The following is a 14881-nucleotide window of genomic DNA, read 5'->3' as shown; positions in this document are numbered from 1 at the left end:
GGCACGTGTGACGCGCCAGGAAGTGCCCGCTCGGCACATGTGACGCGCCAGGAAGTGCCCGCTCGGCGTCAGGGGGTGAGGCGGCGGCGGGTGTTGCCGAGGTGCAGCCGCATGGCGGCCCGGGCGGTCTCGACGTCGCCGGCCAGGATCGCGGCGGCGATGTTGTCGTGCTCGCGCTGCACGCGCTCGACGTGGGTGGCGTCGGTCATCGTGTACTCCTCGCCGAGGCGGGTGCGCGGGAGCATGATCATCATCGGGCCGAGCGAGTCGAGCAGGTCGAGGTAGAAGCGGTTGTCGGTGGCCGCGGCGACGGCCCGGTGGAAGGCGAAGTCCGCCTCCACCGCCCCCTCGTGCCCGGCGGCCGTGAAGGACTCGTGCGCGGCGGTGATCGCCGCGGCGCCCGCCGGCCCGATCCGGCCGGCGGCCAGACCGGCGGCCTCGGTCTCGACCCCGATCCGGAAGTCGACCATCGCCAGGACGTCGTGGTGGCTGCGGATCGCCGAGGTCTCCAGCGTGAACGACGACGGCTCGGGCACCGCGAGCACGAACGACCCGCGCCCCTGGAAGGTCTCGACGAGCCCCTCCGCCTGGAGGCGGGACACCGCCTCCCGCACGACGGTGCGGGAGACGGCGTACTCGTCGATCAGCTCGGCCTCCGACGGCAGCTTGGCGCCGGGCGCCAGCTCGCCGCGCAGGATCTTGTCCTTGAGTCCCGCGACGACGTGCTGGGGGCGGGTCCTCATGGGCGGCATCATGCCCCGAACGTCACCGTGTCCTCGGTGTGGGCCCGCATCTGCTCCGACAGCGTGAAGCCGAGGCCCGGGCGCTGCGGCACCCAGATCTGCCCGTCGCTGATCTCGATCTGCTCGTCGAAGAGCGGCGCCAGCCACTCGAAGTGCTCGACCCACGGGTCCGTGGGGTACGCCGCGGCGAGGTGCAGGTGGATCTCCATGGCGTAGTGGGGCGCGAGCGCCAGGCCGCGGTGCGCCGCGATGGTGGCGAACTTCAGGAACGGCGTGATGCCGCCGATGCGCGGGGCGTCGGGCTGGACGATCCCGCGGTAGCCGGCGTCGAGCAGCGCCATGTGCTCGGCGACCGACGTCAGCATCTCGCCGGTGGCGATCGGGGTGTCGAACTCGTGCGACAGGTCGGCGTGGCCGACGGCGTCCCACGCGTCGAGGGGCTCCTCGATCCAGACGAGGTCGTGCTGCTCGAGCTCGCGGCACATCCGGCGGGCGCGGGCGCGGTCCCACTGCTGGTTGGCGTCGACCATGAACGGCCCGTCGCCGAGGTGCTCGCGCATCGCCGCGACCCGCTCGAGGTCGAGGCGCCAGTCGGGCTGGCCGACCTTGATCTTGATGCCCGCGATGCCGGCCTCCAGCGAGGCGCTGGCCTTCTCCTTCATCTCCTCCAGCGAGGCCTGGAGGAAGCCGCCGGAGGTGTTGTAGACGCGGCAGGAGTCGCGGTGCGCACCCAGCAGCTTGGCCAGCGGCAGGTCGGCGCGGCGGGCCTTGAGGTCCCACAGCGCGACGTCGAGGGCGGCGACCGCCTGGGTCGCGACGCCGGAGCGACCGACCGAGGCGCCGGCCCACATGAGCGACTCGTAGATCTTGGCGATGTCGCTGGGGTCCTGTCCGATGGCGACCTCCGCGACCTCCTTGAGGTGGGCGAACTGCGCCTTGCCGCCCGCGCGCTTGGAGTAGGAGAACCCCATGCCGGTGAGGCCCTGCTCGGTCGTGACCTCGACGAAGAGAAGCACCGTCTCGGTGAGCGGCTTCTGCTTGCCGGTGAGCACCTTGGCGTCGCTCACCGGGTTGGCGATCGGCAGGACGACGTGGGACAGCTTCAGGCTGCGGATGGAGTCGGGCATCGGTGTTCCTTCGCGGTGGGCCAACTTGTATGATGAGTTGAGAACTTATCCGATGAGTGAGGGGCTGTCCAGAGATGTCGACCGTCAGGCGGATCCCCAGGTGGGCCGACGTGGCCCCCTTCCTCGTCACCCGGCCGTGGTCGCGGGACCCGGTCGTACGACGACTCGCGCGCTGCGTATGCGTCGACGACCTGGCCCGCGAGGCGCGCCGCCGGGTGCCGCGCGCGGTCATGGACTACGTCGAGACCGGCGCCGAGACCGAGCGCACGATGCGCCGCAACCGCGCGGCGTACGACGCCCTCGAGCTGCGACCGGACACGTTCGCGACGGTGGGTGAGCCGGACACCTCGACCACCATCCTGGGCCGGCCGGCGAGCGCACCGATCGGGCTCGCACCGACCGGCTACACCCGGCTCTCGCACCACTCCGGCGAGTGCGCGGTCGCCGCCTCGGCGCAGGCCCACGGGCTGCCGTACACCCTCTCGACGTACGCCACGACCTCGATCCCGGACGTGGCCGCGGCGGCACCGGAGGGGCGGAACTGGTTCCAGCTCTACCTGATGAAGGATCGCGACGTGAGCCTCGAGCACCTCGCGCAGGCCCGCCGGAACGGGTACGAGGCGTTGGTGCTGACCGTCGACACCGCGCTCAGCGGCGCGAAGTGGCAGGACCGCCGCAACGGCTTCTCGATCCCCCCGGCGCTGACCCTGCGGACCTTCGCCGACATGGCCCGCCGCCCTCGGTGGGTGGGCGACATCCTGACCACCGAGCCGCTGCGGTTCGCGACCTTCGCGCCGGGCTCGCACCACGCCCGCTGGGGGATGTCCAACACCCTGCGCGAGCAGGCGCTGCGACCGGCCGACGTCGCCTGGCTCACCGAGCAGTGGCAGGGTCCGGTCGTGGTCAAGGGAGTGCTGTCGGTGGCGGATGCGCTGGCCGCCGTCGACGCGGGCGCCGCCGCGGTGGTGCTCTCCAACCACGGCGGGCGCCAGCTCGACCGGTCCCCGGTGCCGCTCGACCTGCTCCCCCACGTCGTCGAGGCGATCGGCGACCGCGCCGAGGTGATGGTCGACTCCGGCATCCGCACCGGCTCCGACGTCGCGGCGGCGGTCGCCCTCGGCGCCAGCGCGGTGATGGTCGGACGTGCTTACCTCTACGGCCTCATGGTGGGCGGGCGCCGCGGCGTCGACGCCGCGCTGGGCTTCCTCACCGACGAGCTCGCGCACACCATGGCGCTGCTGGGTGCGCCGACCGTCGCGGACCTCCACCCCGGGCACGTGGCGCTGCCGGCACCGGTCGCGGGACCGACCCGGTGAGGTCAGCCGACCGGCGTGACGAGCTCGCCGTCCTCGAGGAACGCCGCCACGTTGTCGAGCACCAACCGGGCCATCGCCTCGCGGGTCTGCACGGTGGCGCTGCCGACGTGCGGGAGCAGCACGACGTCCTCGCGCTCCAGCAGCTCGGCCGGCACGTGCGGCTCGTCGGCGAAGACGTCGAGCCCGGCACCCGCGATCCGGCCGGCCTCCAGGGCGGCGACGAGCTCCTTCTCGTCCACGACCGAGCCGCGGGCCACGTTGACCAGGTAGCCCTCGGGACCGAGCGCGTCGAGGACCGCGGCGTCGACCAGGTGCTCGGTGCCGGCCCCGCCGGGGGTCAGCACGACCAGCACGTCGCTCGCCTGGGCCAGCGAGACCGGGCTGTCGTGGTAGGCCCACGCGACGTCCTTGGCACTGCGCGAGTGGTAGGCGACGGTGGCCCCGAAGACCTCCAGCCGCTCCGCGACCGCGTGGCCGATGCGGCCCAGGCCGAGGATGCCGATCGTCGAGCCGCGCACGTCGCGGGTCAGCGGGAACCGGCCGCCTGCCGCCCACTCGCCGCGGCGCAGCCAACGCTCGGCAGCGCCGACCTGGCGCATCACGCCGAGCACCAGCGCGACCGACAGGTCGGCCACCGCGTCGGTCAGCACGTCGGGGGTGTTGGAGACGACGATGCCGCGACGGGTCGCCTCGGCGACGTCGACGTTGTCGTAGCCGACCCCGAAGTTCGCGACCGCCCGCAGGTCGGGCAGCGCATCCATCTCGGCCGCCCCGATCGGAGTGCCACCGCCGGCCACGGCGACCTCGATCCCTGCGGTCACACCGCCGACGTCGGCGAGCGAGGGGGCGTCGTGCTCACGCACGAGCGCCTCCTCCAGGAAGGGCATCAGGGGGCCGACACGGACGACTCGGGGCTGGGTCACGCGGCCATCCTTCCCGGGCGCCGTCGCGCGCGTCCATTGCCCCCTCGGCATCGCGTCATGCCCCCTGCGCGCACCCGGGAGGACTCGTGGACCTGCTGATCGGCTTCGTGACGATCCTCGTCGTCATCGCGTGCGGCGCCGCGCTCGCGCACGCCGGCGTGCTCGACGCGCGCTCCCAGCGGACCCTGGGCGAGGTGGCGTTCTTCGTCGCCTCGCCCGCGCTGATGATCGTGGTGATCAGCGACGTCGAGATCGGCGGCGCGGTCGCCAACCTCGCCGCGTCCGCCGCCTCGCTGACCACCTGCTTCCTGCTGTACGCCGCGTGGGCGCGGTGGCGGCGCGGGCTCGACGTCGGCTCGGTGCTCATCGGCTCGCTCTCGTCGTCGTACGTCAACGCGGGCAACCTGGGCATCGCGGTCGCGGCCTTCGTCGTCGGGGACACCACCGTCGTGGTCCCCACGCTGCTGGTGCAGATGCTGCTCGTGCAGCCGGCCGCGCTGGTCGTCCTCGACCGGCTGACCGGTCGCGGCGACGGCGTGCGCGCGGCCCTGCGACGGCTCACCACCAACCCGCTCACCGTGGCGGCCCTGCTCGGTCTGGTGCTGGCCCTCACCGGCTGGGAGCTGCCCCGGATCGTGATGTCGCCGATCGAGCTGCTGGCCGGCCTCGCGATCCCCGCGATGCTGCTGTCGTACGGCGCAGCGCTGCGGCTCAGCCCGTGGCCGGGGAGGGCCGGCCACAACGGCGAGGTGCTCGTCGCGAGCGTGCTCAAGCTCGGCGTGATGCCGGTCGTGGCCTGGTCCGTCGGCACCGCCCTGGGCCTGGAGGGCCGGGTGCTGCTCGGGGTGGTCATCACCGCCGCGCTGCCGACCGCGCAGAACATCTTCCTGCACGCCACCCGCTACCGGACCGGGGAGGACGTGGCACGGGAGACGATCCTCGTGACCACCCTCGCCTCGCTGCCCGTCGCCCTGCTCATCGCCGTCCTGCTGGGCTGACCAGCTCGGCCGAACCCGGGAGAATCCCCCCATGACCGACCTCCTCGCCACCCTCCGCTCCGTGGTGGGCGACGCCCACGTGCTGACCGACCCGGCCGACCTGGCGGCGTACGACACGGACTGGCGCGGCGCCTACAGCGGGCGCCCGCTGGCCGTCGTACGCCCCGGGAGCACCGCCGAGGTCGCCGACGTCCTGCGCCTCACGCACGACGCGGGGGTGGTGGTCGTCCCCCAGGGCGGCAACACCGGGATGAGCGGCGGTGCGGTCCCCGACGACTCCGGCTCGCAGGTGGTGCTGTCGCTGGGGCGGATGCGGGCGGTCCGGGCGGTCGACGCGGTGGGCGGCACGATCACCGTCGAGGCCGGCGCGGCGCTGGCGACGGTGCAGGAGGCGGCGGCCGCGGTCGGCCGGCTGTTCCCGCTGACCCTCGGGTCGCAGGGCAGCTGCACGATCGGCGGCAACATCTCGACCAACGCCGGCGGTACCGCGGTGCTGCGCTACGGGATGATGCGCAACCAGGTGCTGGGCCTCGAGGTGGTGCTGCCCGACGGGCGGGTGTGGGACGGCCTGCGCTCGCTGCGCAAGGACAACACCGGCTACGACCTCAAGCAGCTCTTCATCGGCGCCGAGGGCACGCTCGGGGTGGTGACCGCCGCCGTGCTCGCGCTGCAACCGGCGACCCCGTCCCGGGCGACCGCCTGGGTGGCGCTCCGCGACGTCGCGGCCGCCGCGGAGCTGCTCGGGGTGCTGCGCGACCACGGGGGCGACCGGCTCACCACCTGGGAGCTGGTCTCGCGACCCGCCCGCGACCTGGTCGTGGGAGCCGGGCTCGCGGACCCGTTGGCCACCGCGTCGGAGTGGTACGGCCTGGCCGAGCTCGCCGGTCCCGCCGGCGCCGACGTGGACTCCGCGCTGGAGGCCGCTCTCGGCGAGGCGGTCGGGTCGGGGCTGGTCCTCGACGCCGCGATCGCCGGGTCCCCCGCCCAGCGGGCCGGCCTGTGGGCGCTGCGCGAGCGGGTGTCGGAGGCCCAGGAGGTCCACGGCCCGACGGTCAAGCACGACGTGTCGGTGCCCATCACCGGCCTGGCCGACTTCGTCGCGCGGACCGGCCCCGCCGTCGAGGCGCACCTGCCCGGGACACGGTTGTTCGTCTACGGCCACGTGGGCGACGGCAACCTGCACTACAACCTCTCGCGTCCCGAGCACCTGTCCGCCGAGGAGTTCCTGACGCATGCGGCAGCGCTGTCGGACGTCGTCAACGCGTCGGTCGCCGAGTCGGTCGGGAGCATCAGCGCCGAGCACGGCCTCGGGCGGTCCAAGGCGGCCGCGGCGGCGGCGTACAAGAGCGACGTCGAGGTCTCGCTGATGCGCGCCGTCAAGGACGCCCTCGACCCCGCCGGGCTGATGAACCCGGGTGCGGTGCTCCCGCTACCGCCCGTCCTGCCGGGATAGTCCGTGACGATCGGACCCCTCCGACGTCGGATGCGGGGTCCCTTCGTCACGGACTACCCCGACACGGCGGCGTAGCGGATCGACCCAGGCCTCGTAGGCCACCTTCGGCGGCACGGCGACGGTGCGGGTGAACGAGAGCGTGGTCATCGGTCGGACTCCTTGGTGCGGGTGGGGTCGGCGGGCTCCTCGACGGAGGCGGCCACGCGGTCGAGCAGCCCCGACCACATCAATCGGGTGCTCATCGCCCAGGTCGCGAGGTCGTCGAGGCTCCCGGGGTTGAGGGTGAGCAAGGTGACCCGGCCGTCCTTGCGCCGCATGGGGTCCGGATCGCCACCCGTCAACCCCTAGGCTGCGAGTCATGAGCACTGCACGCACCGCCGCCCGTCTCCTGCTCGGTACGGCGATGGTGGGCGCCGGCGTGCTCCACCTGACCACCCAGCGCGAGGAGTTCCAGGCCCAGGTGCCGTCCTGGTTCCCGCTCGACGAGGACTTCACGGTCATCGCGTCCGGGGTCGTGGAGATCGGGCTGGGCGCAGCGTTCGTCGCCCTGCCGCAGCGCAAGCGGCTCGTCGGCGGGCTGCTCGCGGCGTTCTTCGTCGCGATCTTCCCGGGCAACGTGGCGCAGTACGTAGAGGGCGTCGACGCCTTCGGGCTCGACACCGACCGGGCGCGCCTCGTCCGGCTGTTCTTCCAGCCGGTCCTGGTGCTCTGGGCACTGTGGGGCGGCGGCTGGCTCTCGCGACGTCGTGCAGACGACTGACCGGACGGCCTAGAGGGTCGGCAGCCAGTCGACCCGCCCGGCCAGGACGGCGTACCCGACGAACGCGCCGACGTCGAGCAGCGTGTGCGCGACCACGAACGGCATCACGCGGCCCCAGCGACGGAAGAGCCAGCCGAACAGCAGGCCCATCGCGAGGTTGCCGACGAAGCCGCCGAGGCCCTGGTAGAGGTGGTAGCTGCCTCGCAGCAGGGCCGCGAGACCGATCGCCGCCGAGTCGCCGAAGCCGAGCTGGCGCAGCCGCACCTGCACGAACCCGAGCACCACGAACTCCTCGAGCACCGCGTTCTCGGCGGCCGCGAGCACCAGCACCGGGACCTGCCACCACTCGCCCGGCAGCGACTGGGCGACGACCGTCAGGTTGGTGCCCAGGGCGAAGGTCGCGACGTAGAACACGACGCCGACCGTGCCGACACCCAGCGCCAGCCACGCGCCGCGCCCCAGGTCACCCCACGTCGACCAGCGACCACCGCGCGCCCAGACGTCGCGGACGCGCGTGCCCGAGCGGACCAGCAGGTACGCCGCCAGCGCGACGGGCACGAGGGCGAAGCCGATGCGCAGCAGCTGGTAGGTCAGGTCCAGCCACGGCCGGTCGGGGGCGAGCGTGTTGTTGAGGTTCGCCGCCTGGGCGGACAGCGGTCCGGGCGCCGTGAGCGCGGACAGCAGGCTGACGACCGAGTAGAGCGCCGAGCGCCCCAGCGACACGAGCAGCACGATCGCCAGCTCGCACCACAGCAGCGCCCGGGCCAGCTCGGGCACACCGCCGGGGACCGGGGTGTCCGGCAGCCGCCACCACGGGCGGGCTGCGGTGGTCGGCGCGTCACTCACGGGACACAGCATCGCGCAGAGGCCTGATCATCGGCTGAGGATCACGGCGGCCGGCGCGGCGTCGTACGGACGGATGCTCGGGGCGGCTGGTCGCGGCGAGGGCCGACTTGCTGGCCGACCTCGTCGCCCGCGGATCAGCCCACGACGAGCCCGTCCGCGCTGACGTCGACCGTCACCGAGCCGCCTTCGGTGACCTCGCCACCGATGAGGCGTCGCGCGAGCGGGTCGCCGATGGCCGACTGGATCAGCCGGCGCAGCGGCCGGGCGCCGTACGCCGGGTCGTAGCCGGTCTCCGCCAGCCAGGCGCGCGCCGCGTCGGTCACGTGGATGGTGATCCGGCGGACGGCGAGCCGCTTCTCGAGCAGCGCCAGCTGCAGGTCGACGATGTGCGCCAGGTCGTCCTTGGTGAGCGCGTCGAAGAGCACGATCTCGTCGAGCCGGTTGAGGAACTCCGGCTTGAACGACGAGCGCACCACGCCCATCACCGACTCCTTGCGGGCCACCGGGTCCATCGTCGGGTCGACGAGGTACGCCGAGCCGAGGTTGCTCGTCAGGATGAGCAGGGTGTTGCGGAAGTCGACCGTGCGGCCCTGGCCGTCGGTGAGCCGGCCGTCGTCGAGCACCTGGAGGAGGACGTCGAAGACCTCCGGGTGCGCCTTCTCGACCTCGTCGAGCAGCACGACGCTGTAGGGGCGTCGGCGCACGGCCTCGGTGAGCTGGCCGCCCTCGTCGTAGCCGACGTAGCCGGGAGGGGCGCCGACGAGTCGCGAGACCGAGTGCTTCTCGCCGTACTCGCTCATGTCGATGCGCACGATCGCGCGCTCGTCGTCGAAGAGGAAGTCGGCCAGGGACTTGGCCAGCTCGGTCTTGCCGGTGCCGGTCGGGCCCAGGAAGAGGAACGAGCCGGTGGGTCGGTTCGGGTCGGCGATGCCGGCCCGCGAGCGGCGTACGGCGTCGCTCACCGCGGTCACCGCGTCGCGCTGACCGATCAGCCGTGCGCCGATCACCGACTCCATCTCGAGCAGCTTGGCCGTCTCGCCCTGGAGCAGCCGGCCCGTCGGGATGCCGGTCCAGGCCTCCACGACGTCGGCGATCTGCTCGGCGCCGACCTCGTCGCCCACGAGCTTCTCGGTGACCTGCTCCTCGGTCGTCTCCGCGGTCGCGATCTGCCGCTCCAGCGCGGGGATCGACTCGTAGTTGATCTTGCTCGCGCCGGCGAGGTCGCCCTCGCGAAGCAGCTTGTCGGCCTCGACCCGGAGCGCGTCGAGCTGGCGACGCAGCTCGCCCTCGCCCTCGAGCGACGACTTCTCCCGCTCCCAGCGGGCCTCGAGACCGCGCAGCTCCTCCTCCTTGTCGGCGAGGTCGGCCTTGAGCACGGCGAGCCGTTCGCGGGAGGCGTCGTCGGTCTCCTTGTCGAGCGCGAACTCCTCCATCTTGAGCCGGTCGACCTGGCGACGGAGCTGGTCGATCTCCTCGGGACTGGACTCGTGCTCCATCCGCAGCCGCGAGCTGGCCTCGTCGATGAGGTCGATCGCCTTGTCGGGCAGCTGGCGTCCGGTGATGTAGCGGTCCGAGAGCGTCGCCGCCGCGACCAGCGCGGCGTCGGTGATCCGGACGCCGTGGTGCGCCTCGTACTTCTCCTGGATGCCGCGCAGGATCTGGATGGTGTCCTCGACGCTGGGCTCGCCGACGAAGACCTGCTGGAAGCGTCGCTCCAGGGCGGGGTCCTTCTCGATCCGCTCGCGGTACTCGTCCAGGGTGGTCGCGCCGATCATGTGCAGCTCTCCGCGCGCCAGCATCGGCTTGAGCATGTTGCCGGCGTCCATCGCGGAGTCGCCGCCGGCGCCCGCGCCGACGACCGTGTGCAGCTCGTCGATGAAGGTGATGACCTGCCCGCCGGCGTCCTTGATCTCCTCGAGGACGGCCTTGAGCCGCTCCTCGAACTCGCCGCGGTACTTCGCGCCCGCCACCATCGCGGCCAGGTCGAGGCTGAGCACCCGACGGCCCTTGAGGCTGTCGGGCACGTCGCCGTCCACGACGCGCTGGGCCAGGCCCTCGACCACCGCGGTCTTGCCGACGCCGGGCTCGCCGATGAGCACGGGGTTGTTCTTGGTCCGTCGGCTGAGCACCTGGATCACGCGGCGGATCTCGGAGTCGCGACCGATGACGGGGTCGAGGCGGCCCTCCTCGGCGGAGCGGGTGAGGTCGACGGAGTACTTCTCCAGGGCCTCGTACGACGACTCGGCCTCCGGGCTGGTGACCCGGCGGTTGCCGCGCACGGCGGTCAGCCCCTCACGCAGCCCGGACTCCGYCAGTCCGGCGTCGGTGAGCAGCGTGCGGGCCGGGCTGTCGACGGTGGCGGTCGCGATGAGCAGGTGCTCGGTGGCGACGTAGTCGTCCTTCATGCCGGAGGCGAGGTCGAGGGCGCTGGCCAGCACCCGGGTGAGCGACGCGCTCGCTGCGGGCTGCTGCACCGTGGAGCCGCTGGCCCGCGGCAGGGACTGCATCGTCTGCTCGGCCCGGGCGGTCAGTGCGGCCGCGTCGACGCCGGCCTTGCCGACGAGGTTGCGGGCCGTGCCGTCCTCCTGGCGCAGCAACGCCACCAGCAGGTGGATGGGCTCTGTCTGGGTGTTGCCCGCCGTGGTCGCGGCGAGCTGGGCAGCCTCGATGACCTCACGGCTGCGGGTGGTGAACTTCTCGGCGCCGAACTGGCTCAACTGCGGCTCTCCTCCTGGTCGTCCTGGGACCACTGTGGTCCCACTCGCCCCAACGCGCCAGAAGTTGAGTCGATTCCCCTCAACTCTGGCGACGTTGGTCCGTTTGCGCGATACCGCGCAGGCAGGGTCCGGCGTAGCGTCGAGAGCCGGGCGGGGGTTCGGTCGAGCTGGGGAGGACGACATGTTCGTGCAGGTGTTCAAGGGACCGGTGAGGGAGGGCGCCGACGTGCTCGGCCTCATGGACGAGTGGGTGCGCGACCTGGCCCCAGGCGCCGAGGGCTGGCTGGGCAGCACGGGCGGCATGACCGAGGACGGCACGCTCGTCGCCCTGGCCCGCTTCGAGTCCGAGGAGGCGGCGCAGCGCAACGGCGACCGGCCCGAGCAGGGCGCGTGGTGGGAGCGGATGGCCGCGAACTTCACCGCGGAGCCCGTGTTCCACAACAGCACGTCCGTGGAGGCCGACACCTACGGCGACCCCGACGAGGCCGGCTTCGTGCAGGTGATGCAGGGCCGGACCAGCGACCCCGACCGGAGCCGCGAGCTGATGGCCTCGGATCCGACGGACTGGCAGGCGTTCCGACCGGACATCCTCGGAACCCTCTCGGCGTACCACGGGGACGGCGGATGGACGATGTGGATCTGGTTCCGGTCGGAGGCCGAGGCCCGTGCCGGAGAGCAGCAGGAGCCCCCGGCGGAGCTGCGCAGGATGATGGAGGAGATGGAGTCCCTCACGGTCGGCGAGCGCACCTTCTACGACCTGAAGGAGCCCAGGATGGACTCGCCGGCCTGACCCGGGCCTCCTCAGCCCCGTCGGAGCAGGGGCATCACGTGGTCGACCAGGAGTGGCGCCAGGTCGTCGTGGGCGCCGGCCAGCTCGACCCACCGGAGCTCGGCGATCTCGCCGGCGGCGGCCGGCTCCACGACCCCACCGGGCAGCGACGCGGCGTACACCGTGGACTCGACGAGGTGTCCCGGCTCGTTCGCGGCGTCGGCGGTGAACTCGCCCAGCAGCGTCAGGTCGTCGACCTCGAGGCCGACCTCCTCACGGACCTCGCGGACCGCCGCGGCGTACGCGCTCTCCCCCGGCTCCAGCTTGCCGCCCGGCAGCATGAAGCGGCTGGTCCCGCGCTTGCGGACGGTGAGCACGCGGCCGTCGCGCACGAAGGCAACCGCGGCGACGACGAAGGTGCCGGTCATGGCGCCAGTGTGCCGGTGACCCCGACCAGACCGGTGCCCGGTCCTCGTGACACGGGCGACGGTGGCCGCCATGCTCGTGGCCATGGAGTGGCTGTTCGTGACGGTGGTCGGCGTGCGGCTGCTGCTGCCGCTCCTGATCCCGCTCTACCCGCTCCCGGCCATCGTGGCCTGCCTGGTGGTGGACGCGGTCGACCAGACGGTCTTCCAGGCCTTCGGCTACGACCCGCCCGGCTACCAGAGCTACGACAAGGCGATGGACGTCTACTACCTCGCCATCGCCTACCTCGCGACGCTGCGCAACTGGACCTCCACAGGGGCCTTCCAGGTGGGTCGCTTCCTCTACTTCTACCGCCTGGTGGGCGTGGTCGCCTTCGAGCTCCTCCAGATACGCGCTCTGCTGCTGATCTTCGCCAACACCTTCGAGTACTTCTTCATCGCCTACGAGGCCGTGCGCTCGCGGTGGGACCCGCTGCGGTTCGTACGCCGCTGGTGGATCGTGGTGGCCGGGCTGATCTGGGTGTTCATCAAGCTCCCCCAGGAGTACTGGATCCACGTCGCCCAGCTCGACGTGACCGACACCCTGGCCGACTACGACTGGGCCTGGCCCCTGCTCATCGGCCTGATCGCCACCCTGGCTGCGGTGCTGTGGTTCGTGGTGCGCCCGCGGCTGCCCGAGCCGGACTGGTCGCTGCGCATCGCCCCCGACCCGCTCCCGGAGGAGATGGAGACCGCCGCCGAGCGCGCGGCGTGGCGGGCCGACACCTCGCGGCTGCGCTCGGGGGTCACGCTCGAGAAGGTCGTGCTGGTCGGGCTCCTCTCGATCATCTTCGCCCAGACGGTGCCCGGCATGCGGGCATCCAACCTCGAGCTGCTCGTCGGGATCTCCACGCTCGTGGTCCTCAACGCCGCCATCGTGCTGGCCGCCTCGCGGCGCTCCTTCAGCCTCGAGTCGCTGGCGGTGACCTTCGGGGTGCGCATCGCACTGAACGTCGCGCTGGTGCTGGTCGCCCGCGTGGTCCTGGGCCTGCGGGACATCGACGAGAGCGCGGCCCTGTTCTTCGTGCTGCTCCTCAGCCTGCTCACGACGCTGCACGACGCCTGGCAGCCCGTGCACGCACACCGGGCCCGGGACGAGGTGCGGACCACCCCTCCCCGAATGGGGTAAATCCGTGACGGGATCCGACCCGCCCTCTCGACACCCGCCCGGCGCCGGTGCCACGGTCGGCGACATGAAGTGGCTGGGGGAGCACATCGGCGACAACCGGTACGTCGGCGCGGCCTTCGCCGTGCTCATCGTCGTCAACGCCTACGCGATCGCCGGCGGCTACTACCGCTGACGCCGGGCCGGCGACGACCCGCCATGATGGCGAGGTGACCCTCCCCGTCCTGCGTGCGGACTGCTCCAGCTGCTTCGGGCTGTGCTGCGTCCTGATCCCCTTCTCGCGCGACGCGGGGTTCGGCGCCACCAAGGCGAGCGGCACCCCCTGCCACCACCTGGGCAGCGACGACGGCTGCGGCATCCACGCCACCCTGCGCGAGGACGGCTGGCCCGGGTGCACCGTCTTCGACTGCTTCGGCGCCGGGCAGCAGGTCTCCCAGGTCACCTACCGCGGCGTCTCGTGGCGCGACCAGGGCAACCTCGGGGAGATGGCCGCCGTGCTGTCGGTGATGCGTCAGCTGCACGAGATGCTCGCGCACCTGACGGAGGCCGAGGAGCGCGTGACCGGCGTGACGGGCGACCTCCGCGACCGGCTCGCCGCGCACGTGGCCGGGACTCCCGAGGAGGTGCTGGCCCTCGAGGTCGACATCCTGCGCGTCGAGGTCGGTGACGTCCTGGCGCGTGCCAGCGCGCGCGCACGGTCTCGGTGGGCGGGCCGCATCGACCTGGCCCACGACGACCTCGCCGGCACCGACCTGCGCGGCACCGACCTGCGTGGCGCGGCGCTGCGGGGAGCCCTGCTCATCGCCGCCGACCTCCGCGGTGCCGACCTCAGCGAGGCCGACCTCCTCGGCGCGGACGTGCGCGACGCCGACGTGCGCGACGCGACGCTGGCCCGCGCGCTCTTCCTCTCCCAGTCCCAGCTCAACGCGATGCGCGGCAACGCCGCCACGCGGCTGCCCGGAGGTCTCGCGCGTCCCGGCCACTGGGCCTGACGGAGGAGCTCAGCCCCGACGGATGCGGCCCGTGAAGGCCACCGCGGACGGGGCGCTCGAGCTGCCGCCCGGCGCGCTGTCCATGAGGAAGCCCCCGTCGTCCCCGTGACCCTCGGCGGTCATCGTCATCCGCAGCCACGGGACGGGCCGGCCGGCGATCCGCAGGCAGGAGGACGGGAAGCTCATGGTCGCCGTCCGCGCCCTCGCGTCCTCGCTCCAGCGGGCCCGGCAGCGGATCCGGTCGGCGGACTCGCCCGGCCACATGAAGTGGGTGAAGTAGCGCGAGCCGTCGCGTGCCCAGCCCACCGACCACGTGTGCCCCCGCGGCCCACGCGCCTGGAAGCCGTAGCCGTCCACGGCGGTCAGCGACGTGAGCTCGACGGTGGCCCTGACGCGCCGACCGTAGGCGAAATGCACCCTCTCGATCGCGACGTACGGGACCTGGAAGTCGTCGGGGTCCTCGACCGTCCTGTGGCCGGCGTGCGCCGGCGCCGGGACCGCCAGCAGGGGCAGGACGAGCACCAGGGCCAGTCTCCGCATCGTTCTCCGCATCCCTGGACCCCCGATCCGCGGCGGGTCCCTGCGACCCGTGCCTCACCACAGCGTAGGGACGAGTCGCGGTCCGGTCCGGCGTTTCGTGGAGCACC

16 protein-coding genes are annotated in these 14881 nt (G+C 72.7%); 8 read left to right on the top strand and 8 right to left on the bottom strand.

Annotated features, from left to right (window positions below; all coding sequences use genetic code 11):
* Window positions 1-68: 68 nt before the first annotated feature.
* Window positions 69-743, bottom strand: a complete 675-nt coding sequence (locus AC1DQF_RS05160) for a FadR/GntR family transcriptional regulator (RefSeq protein WP_477524134.1) — start codon at window positions 741-743, stop codon at window positions 69-71.
* 8 nt (window positions 744-751) lie between these two features.
* Window positions 752-1870 carry an L-talarate/galactarate dehydratase gene (locus AC1DQF_RS05155; protein WP_477524133.1) on the bottom strand — a complete coding sequence of 373 codons (1119 nt, stop codon included), beginning with the start codon at window positions 1868-1870 and terminating at the stop codon, window positions 752-754.
* A gap of 110 nt (window positions 1871-1980) precedes the next feature.
* Between AC1DQF_RS05155 and AC1DQF_RS05150 the strand changes: the two genes are divergently transcribed.
* Window positions 1981-3186, top strand: coding sequence for an alpha-hydroxy acid oxidase (locus AC1DQF_RS05150; RefSeq protein ID WP_477524132.1), 1206 nt, complete (start codon window positions 1981-1983; stop codon window positions 3184-3186).
* 2 nt (window positions 3187-3188) lie between these two features.
* On the opposite strand, the gene AC1DQF_RS05145 is transcribed toward AC1DQF_RS05150, so the two are convergent.
* Window positions 3189-4109, bottom strand: a complete 921-nt coding sequence (locus AC1DQF_RS05145) for a 2-hydroxyacid dehydrogenase (protein WP_477524131.1) — start codon at window positions 4107-4109, stop codon at window positions 3189-3191.
* Window positions 4110-4195: 86 nt separating this feature from the next.
* Between AC1DQF_RS05145 and AC1DQF_RS05140 the strand changes: the two genes are divergently transcribed.
* A complete protein-coding gene (locus AC1DQF_RS05140) occupies window positions 4196-5107 on the top strand; it encodes an AEC family transporter (protein ID WP_477524130.1) in 912 nt (303 codons plus the stop codon).
* Between the two features lie 31 nt (window positions 5108-5138).
* Window positions 5139-6560 (top strand): FAD-binding oxidoreductase, encoded by a 1422-nt coding sequence (locus AC1DQF_RS05135; RefSeq protein ID WP_477524129.1) that lies wholly within the window; start codon window positions 5139-5141, stop codon window positions 6558-6560.
* Between the two features lie 143 nt (window positions 6561-6703).
* Here the strand turns inward: AC1DQF_RS05135 and AC1DQF_RS05130 are convergent, their stop codons facing one another.
* Window positions 6704-6877, bottom strand: coding sequence for a hypothetical protein (locus AC1DQF_RS05130; protein WP_477524128.1), 174 nt, complete (start codon window positions 6875-6877; stop codon window positions 6704-6706).
* Between the two features lie 41 nt (window positions 6878-6918).
* On the opposite strand from AC1DQF_RS05130, the gene AC1DQF_RS05125 reads away from it, so the two are divergent.
* Window positions 6919-7320 carry a DoxX family protein gene (locus tag AC1DQF_RS05125; RefSeq protein WP_477524127.1) on the top strand — a complete coding sequence of 134 codons (402 nt, stop codon included), beginning with the start codon at window positions 6919-6921 and terminating at the stop codon, window positions 7318-7320.
* A 9-nt stretch (window positions 7321-7329) separates the two neighbouring features.
* Here the strand turns inward: AC1DQF_RS05125 and AC1DQF_RS05120 are convergent, their stop codons facing one another.
* Together AC1DQF_RS05120 and clpB are read right to left on the bottom strand one after the other, a co-directional pair.
* On the bottom strand, window positions 7330-8166 hold the full coding sequence (locus AC1DQF_RS05120) for a CPBP family intramembrane glutamic endopeptidase (protein ID WP_477524126.1): 837 nt from the start codon (window positions 8164-8166) through the stop codon (window positions 7330-7332).
* A 134-nt stretch (window positions 8167-8300) separates the two neighbouring features.
* The gene (clpB, locus tag AC1DQF_RS05115; protein WP_477524125.1) at window positions 8301-10883 is read right to left on the bottom strand and encodes an ATP-dependent chaperone ClpB; all 2583 of its coding nucleotides are present in this window, start codon (window positions 10881-10883) and stop codon (window positions 8301-8303) included.
* Between the two features lie 181 nt (window positions 10884-11064).
* Between clpB and AC1DQF_RS05110 the strand changes: the two genes are divergently transcribed.
* On the top strand, window positions 11065-11673 hold the full coding sequence (locus AC1DQF_RS05110) for a hypothetical protein (RefSeq protein ID WP_477524124.1): 609 nt from the start codon (window positions 11065-11067) through the stop codon (window positions 11671-11673).
* An 11-nt stretch (window positions 11674-11684) separates the two neighbouring features.
* Here the strand turns inward: AC1DQF_RS05110 and AC1DQF_RS05105 are convergent, their stop codons facing one another.
* Complete coding sequence (locus AC1DQF_RS05105; protein WP_477524123.1) at window positions 11685-12080, bottom strand: NUDIX hydrolase; 396 nt, start codon at window positions 12078-12080, stop codon at window positions 11685-11687.
* Window positions 12081-12141: 61 nt separating this feature from the next.
* On the opposite strand from AC1DQF_RS05105, the gene AC1DQF_RS05100 reads away from it, so the two are divergent.
* The 3 genes from AC1DQF_RS05100 to AC1DQF_RS05090 are packed head-to-tail and all read left to right on the top strand — an operon-like array spanning window position 12142 to window position 14234.
* Complete coding sequence (locus AC1DQF_RS05100; RefSeq protein WP_477524122.1) at window positions 12142-13245, top strand: hypothetical protein; 1104 nt, start codon at window positions 12142-12144, stop codon at window positions 13243-13245.
* Window positions 13246-13249: 4 nt separating this feature from the next.
* Window positions 13250-13417, top strand: coding sequence for a hypothetical protein (locus AC1DQF_RS05095; protein ID WP_477524121.1), 168 nt, complete (start codon window positions 13250-13252; stop codon window positions 13415-13417).
* 34 nt (window positions 13418-13451) lie between these two features.
* Window positions 13452-14234: a pentapeptide repeat-containing protein gene (locus AC1DQF_RS05090; protein ID WP_477524120.1), complete on the top strand. Its 783-nt coding sequence runs from the start codon at window positions 13452-13454 to the stop codon at window positions 14232-14234.
* Window positions 14235-14243: 9 nt separating this feature from the next.
* Here AC1DQF_RS05090 and AC1DQF_RS05085 read toward each other — a convergent pair whose 3' ends face one another.
* A complete protein-coding gene (locus tag AC1DQF_RS05085; protein ID WP_477524119.1) occupies window positions 14244-14756 on the bottom strand; it encodes a hypothetical protein in 513 nt (170 codons plus the stop codon).
* Window positions 14757-14881 lie beyond the last annotated feature (125 nt).

This window comes from Nocardioides sp. P4_G4, from assembly GCF_056401085.1.
This window is presented reverse-complemented; position numbering and strand designations above follow the sequence as displayed.

Excerpts from the sequence above, each read along its gene's own strand:
- AC1DQF_RS05155 (WP_477524133.1), bottom strand. The coding sequence starts at position 1,870 with ATGCCCGACTCCATCCGCAGCCTGAAGCTGTCCCACGTCGTCCTGCCG.
- AC1DQF_RS05160 (WP_477524134.1), bottom strand. The coding sequence starts at position 743 with ATGAGGACCCGCCCCCAGCACGTCGTCGCGGGACTCAAGGACAAGATC.
- AC1DQF_RS05130 (WP_477524128.1), bottom strand. The coding sequence starts at position 6,877 with ATGCGGCGCAAGGACGGCCGGGTCACCTTGCTCACCCTCAACCCCGGG.
- AC1DQF_RS05125 (WP_477524127.1), top strand. The coding sequence starts at position 6,919 with ATGAGCACTGCACGCACCGCCGCCCGTCTCCTGCTCGGTACGGCGATG.
- AC1DQF_RS05105 (WP_477524123.1), bottom strand. The coding sequence starts at position 12,080 with ATGACCGGCACCTTCGTCGTCGCCGCGGTTGCCTTCGTGCGCGACGGC.
- AC1DQF_RS05110 (WP_477524124.1), top strand. The coding sequence starts at position 11,065 with ATGTTCGTGCAGGTGTTCAAGGGACCGGTGAGGGAGGGCGCCGACGTG.
- AC1DQF_RS05135 (WP_477524129.1), top strand. The coding sequence starts at position 5,139 with ATGACCGACCTCCTCGCCACCCTCCGCTCCGTGGTGGGCGACGCCCAC.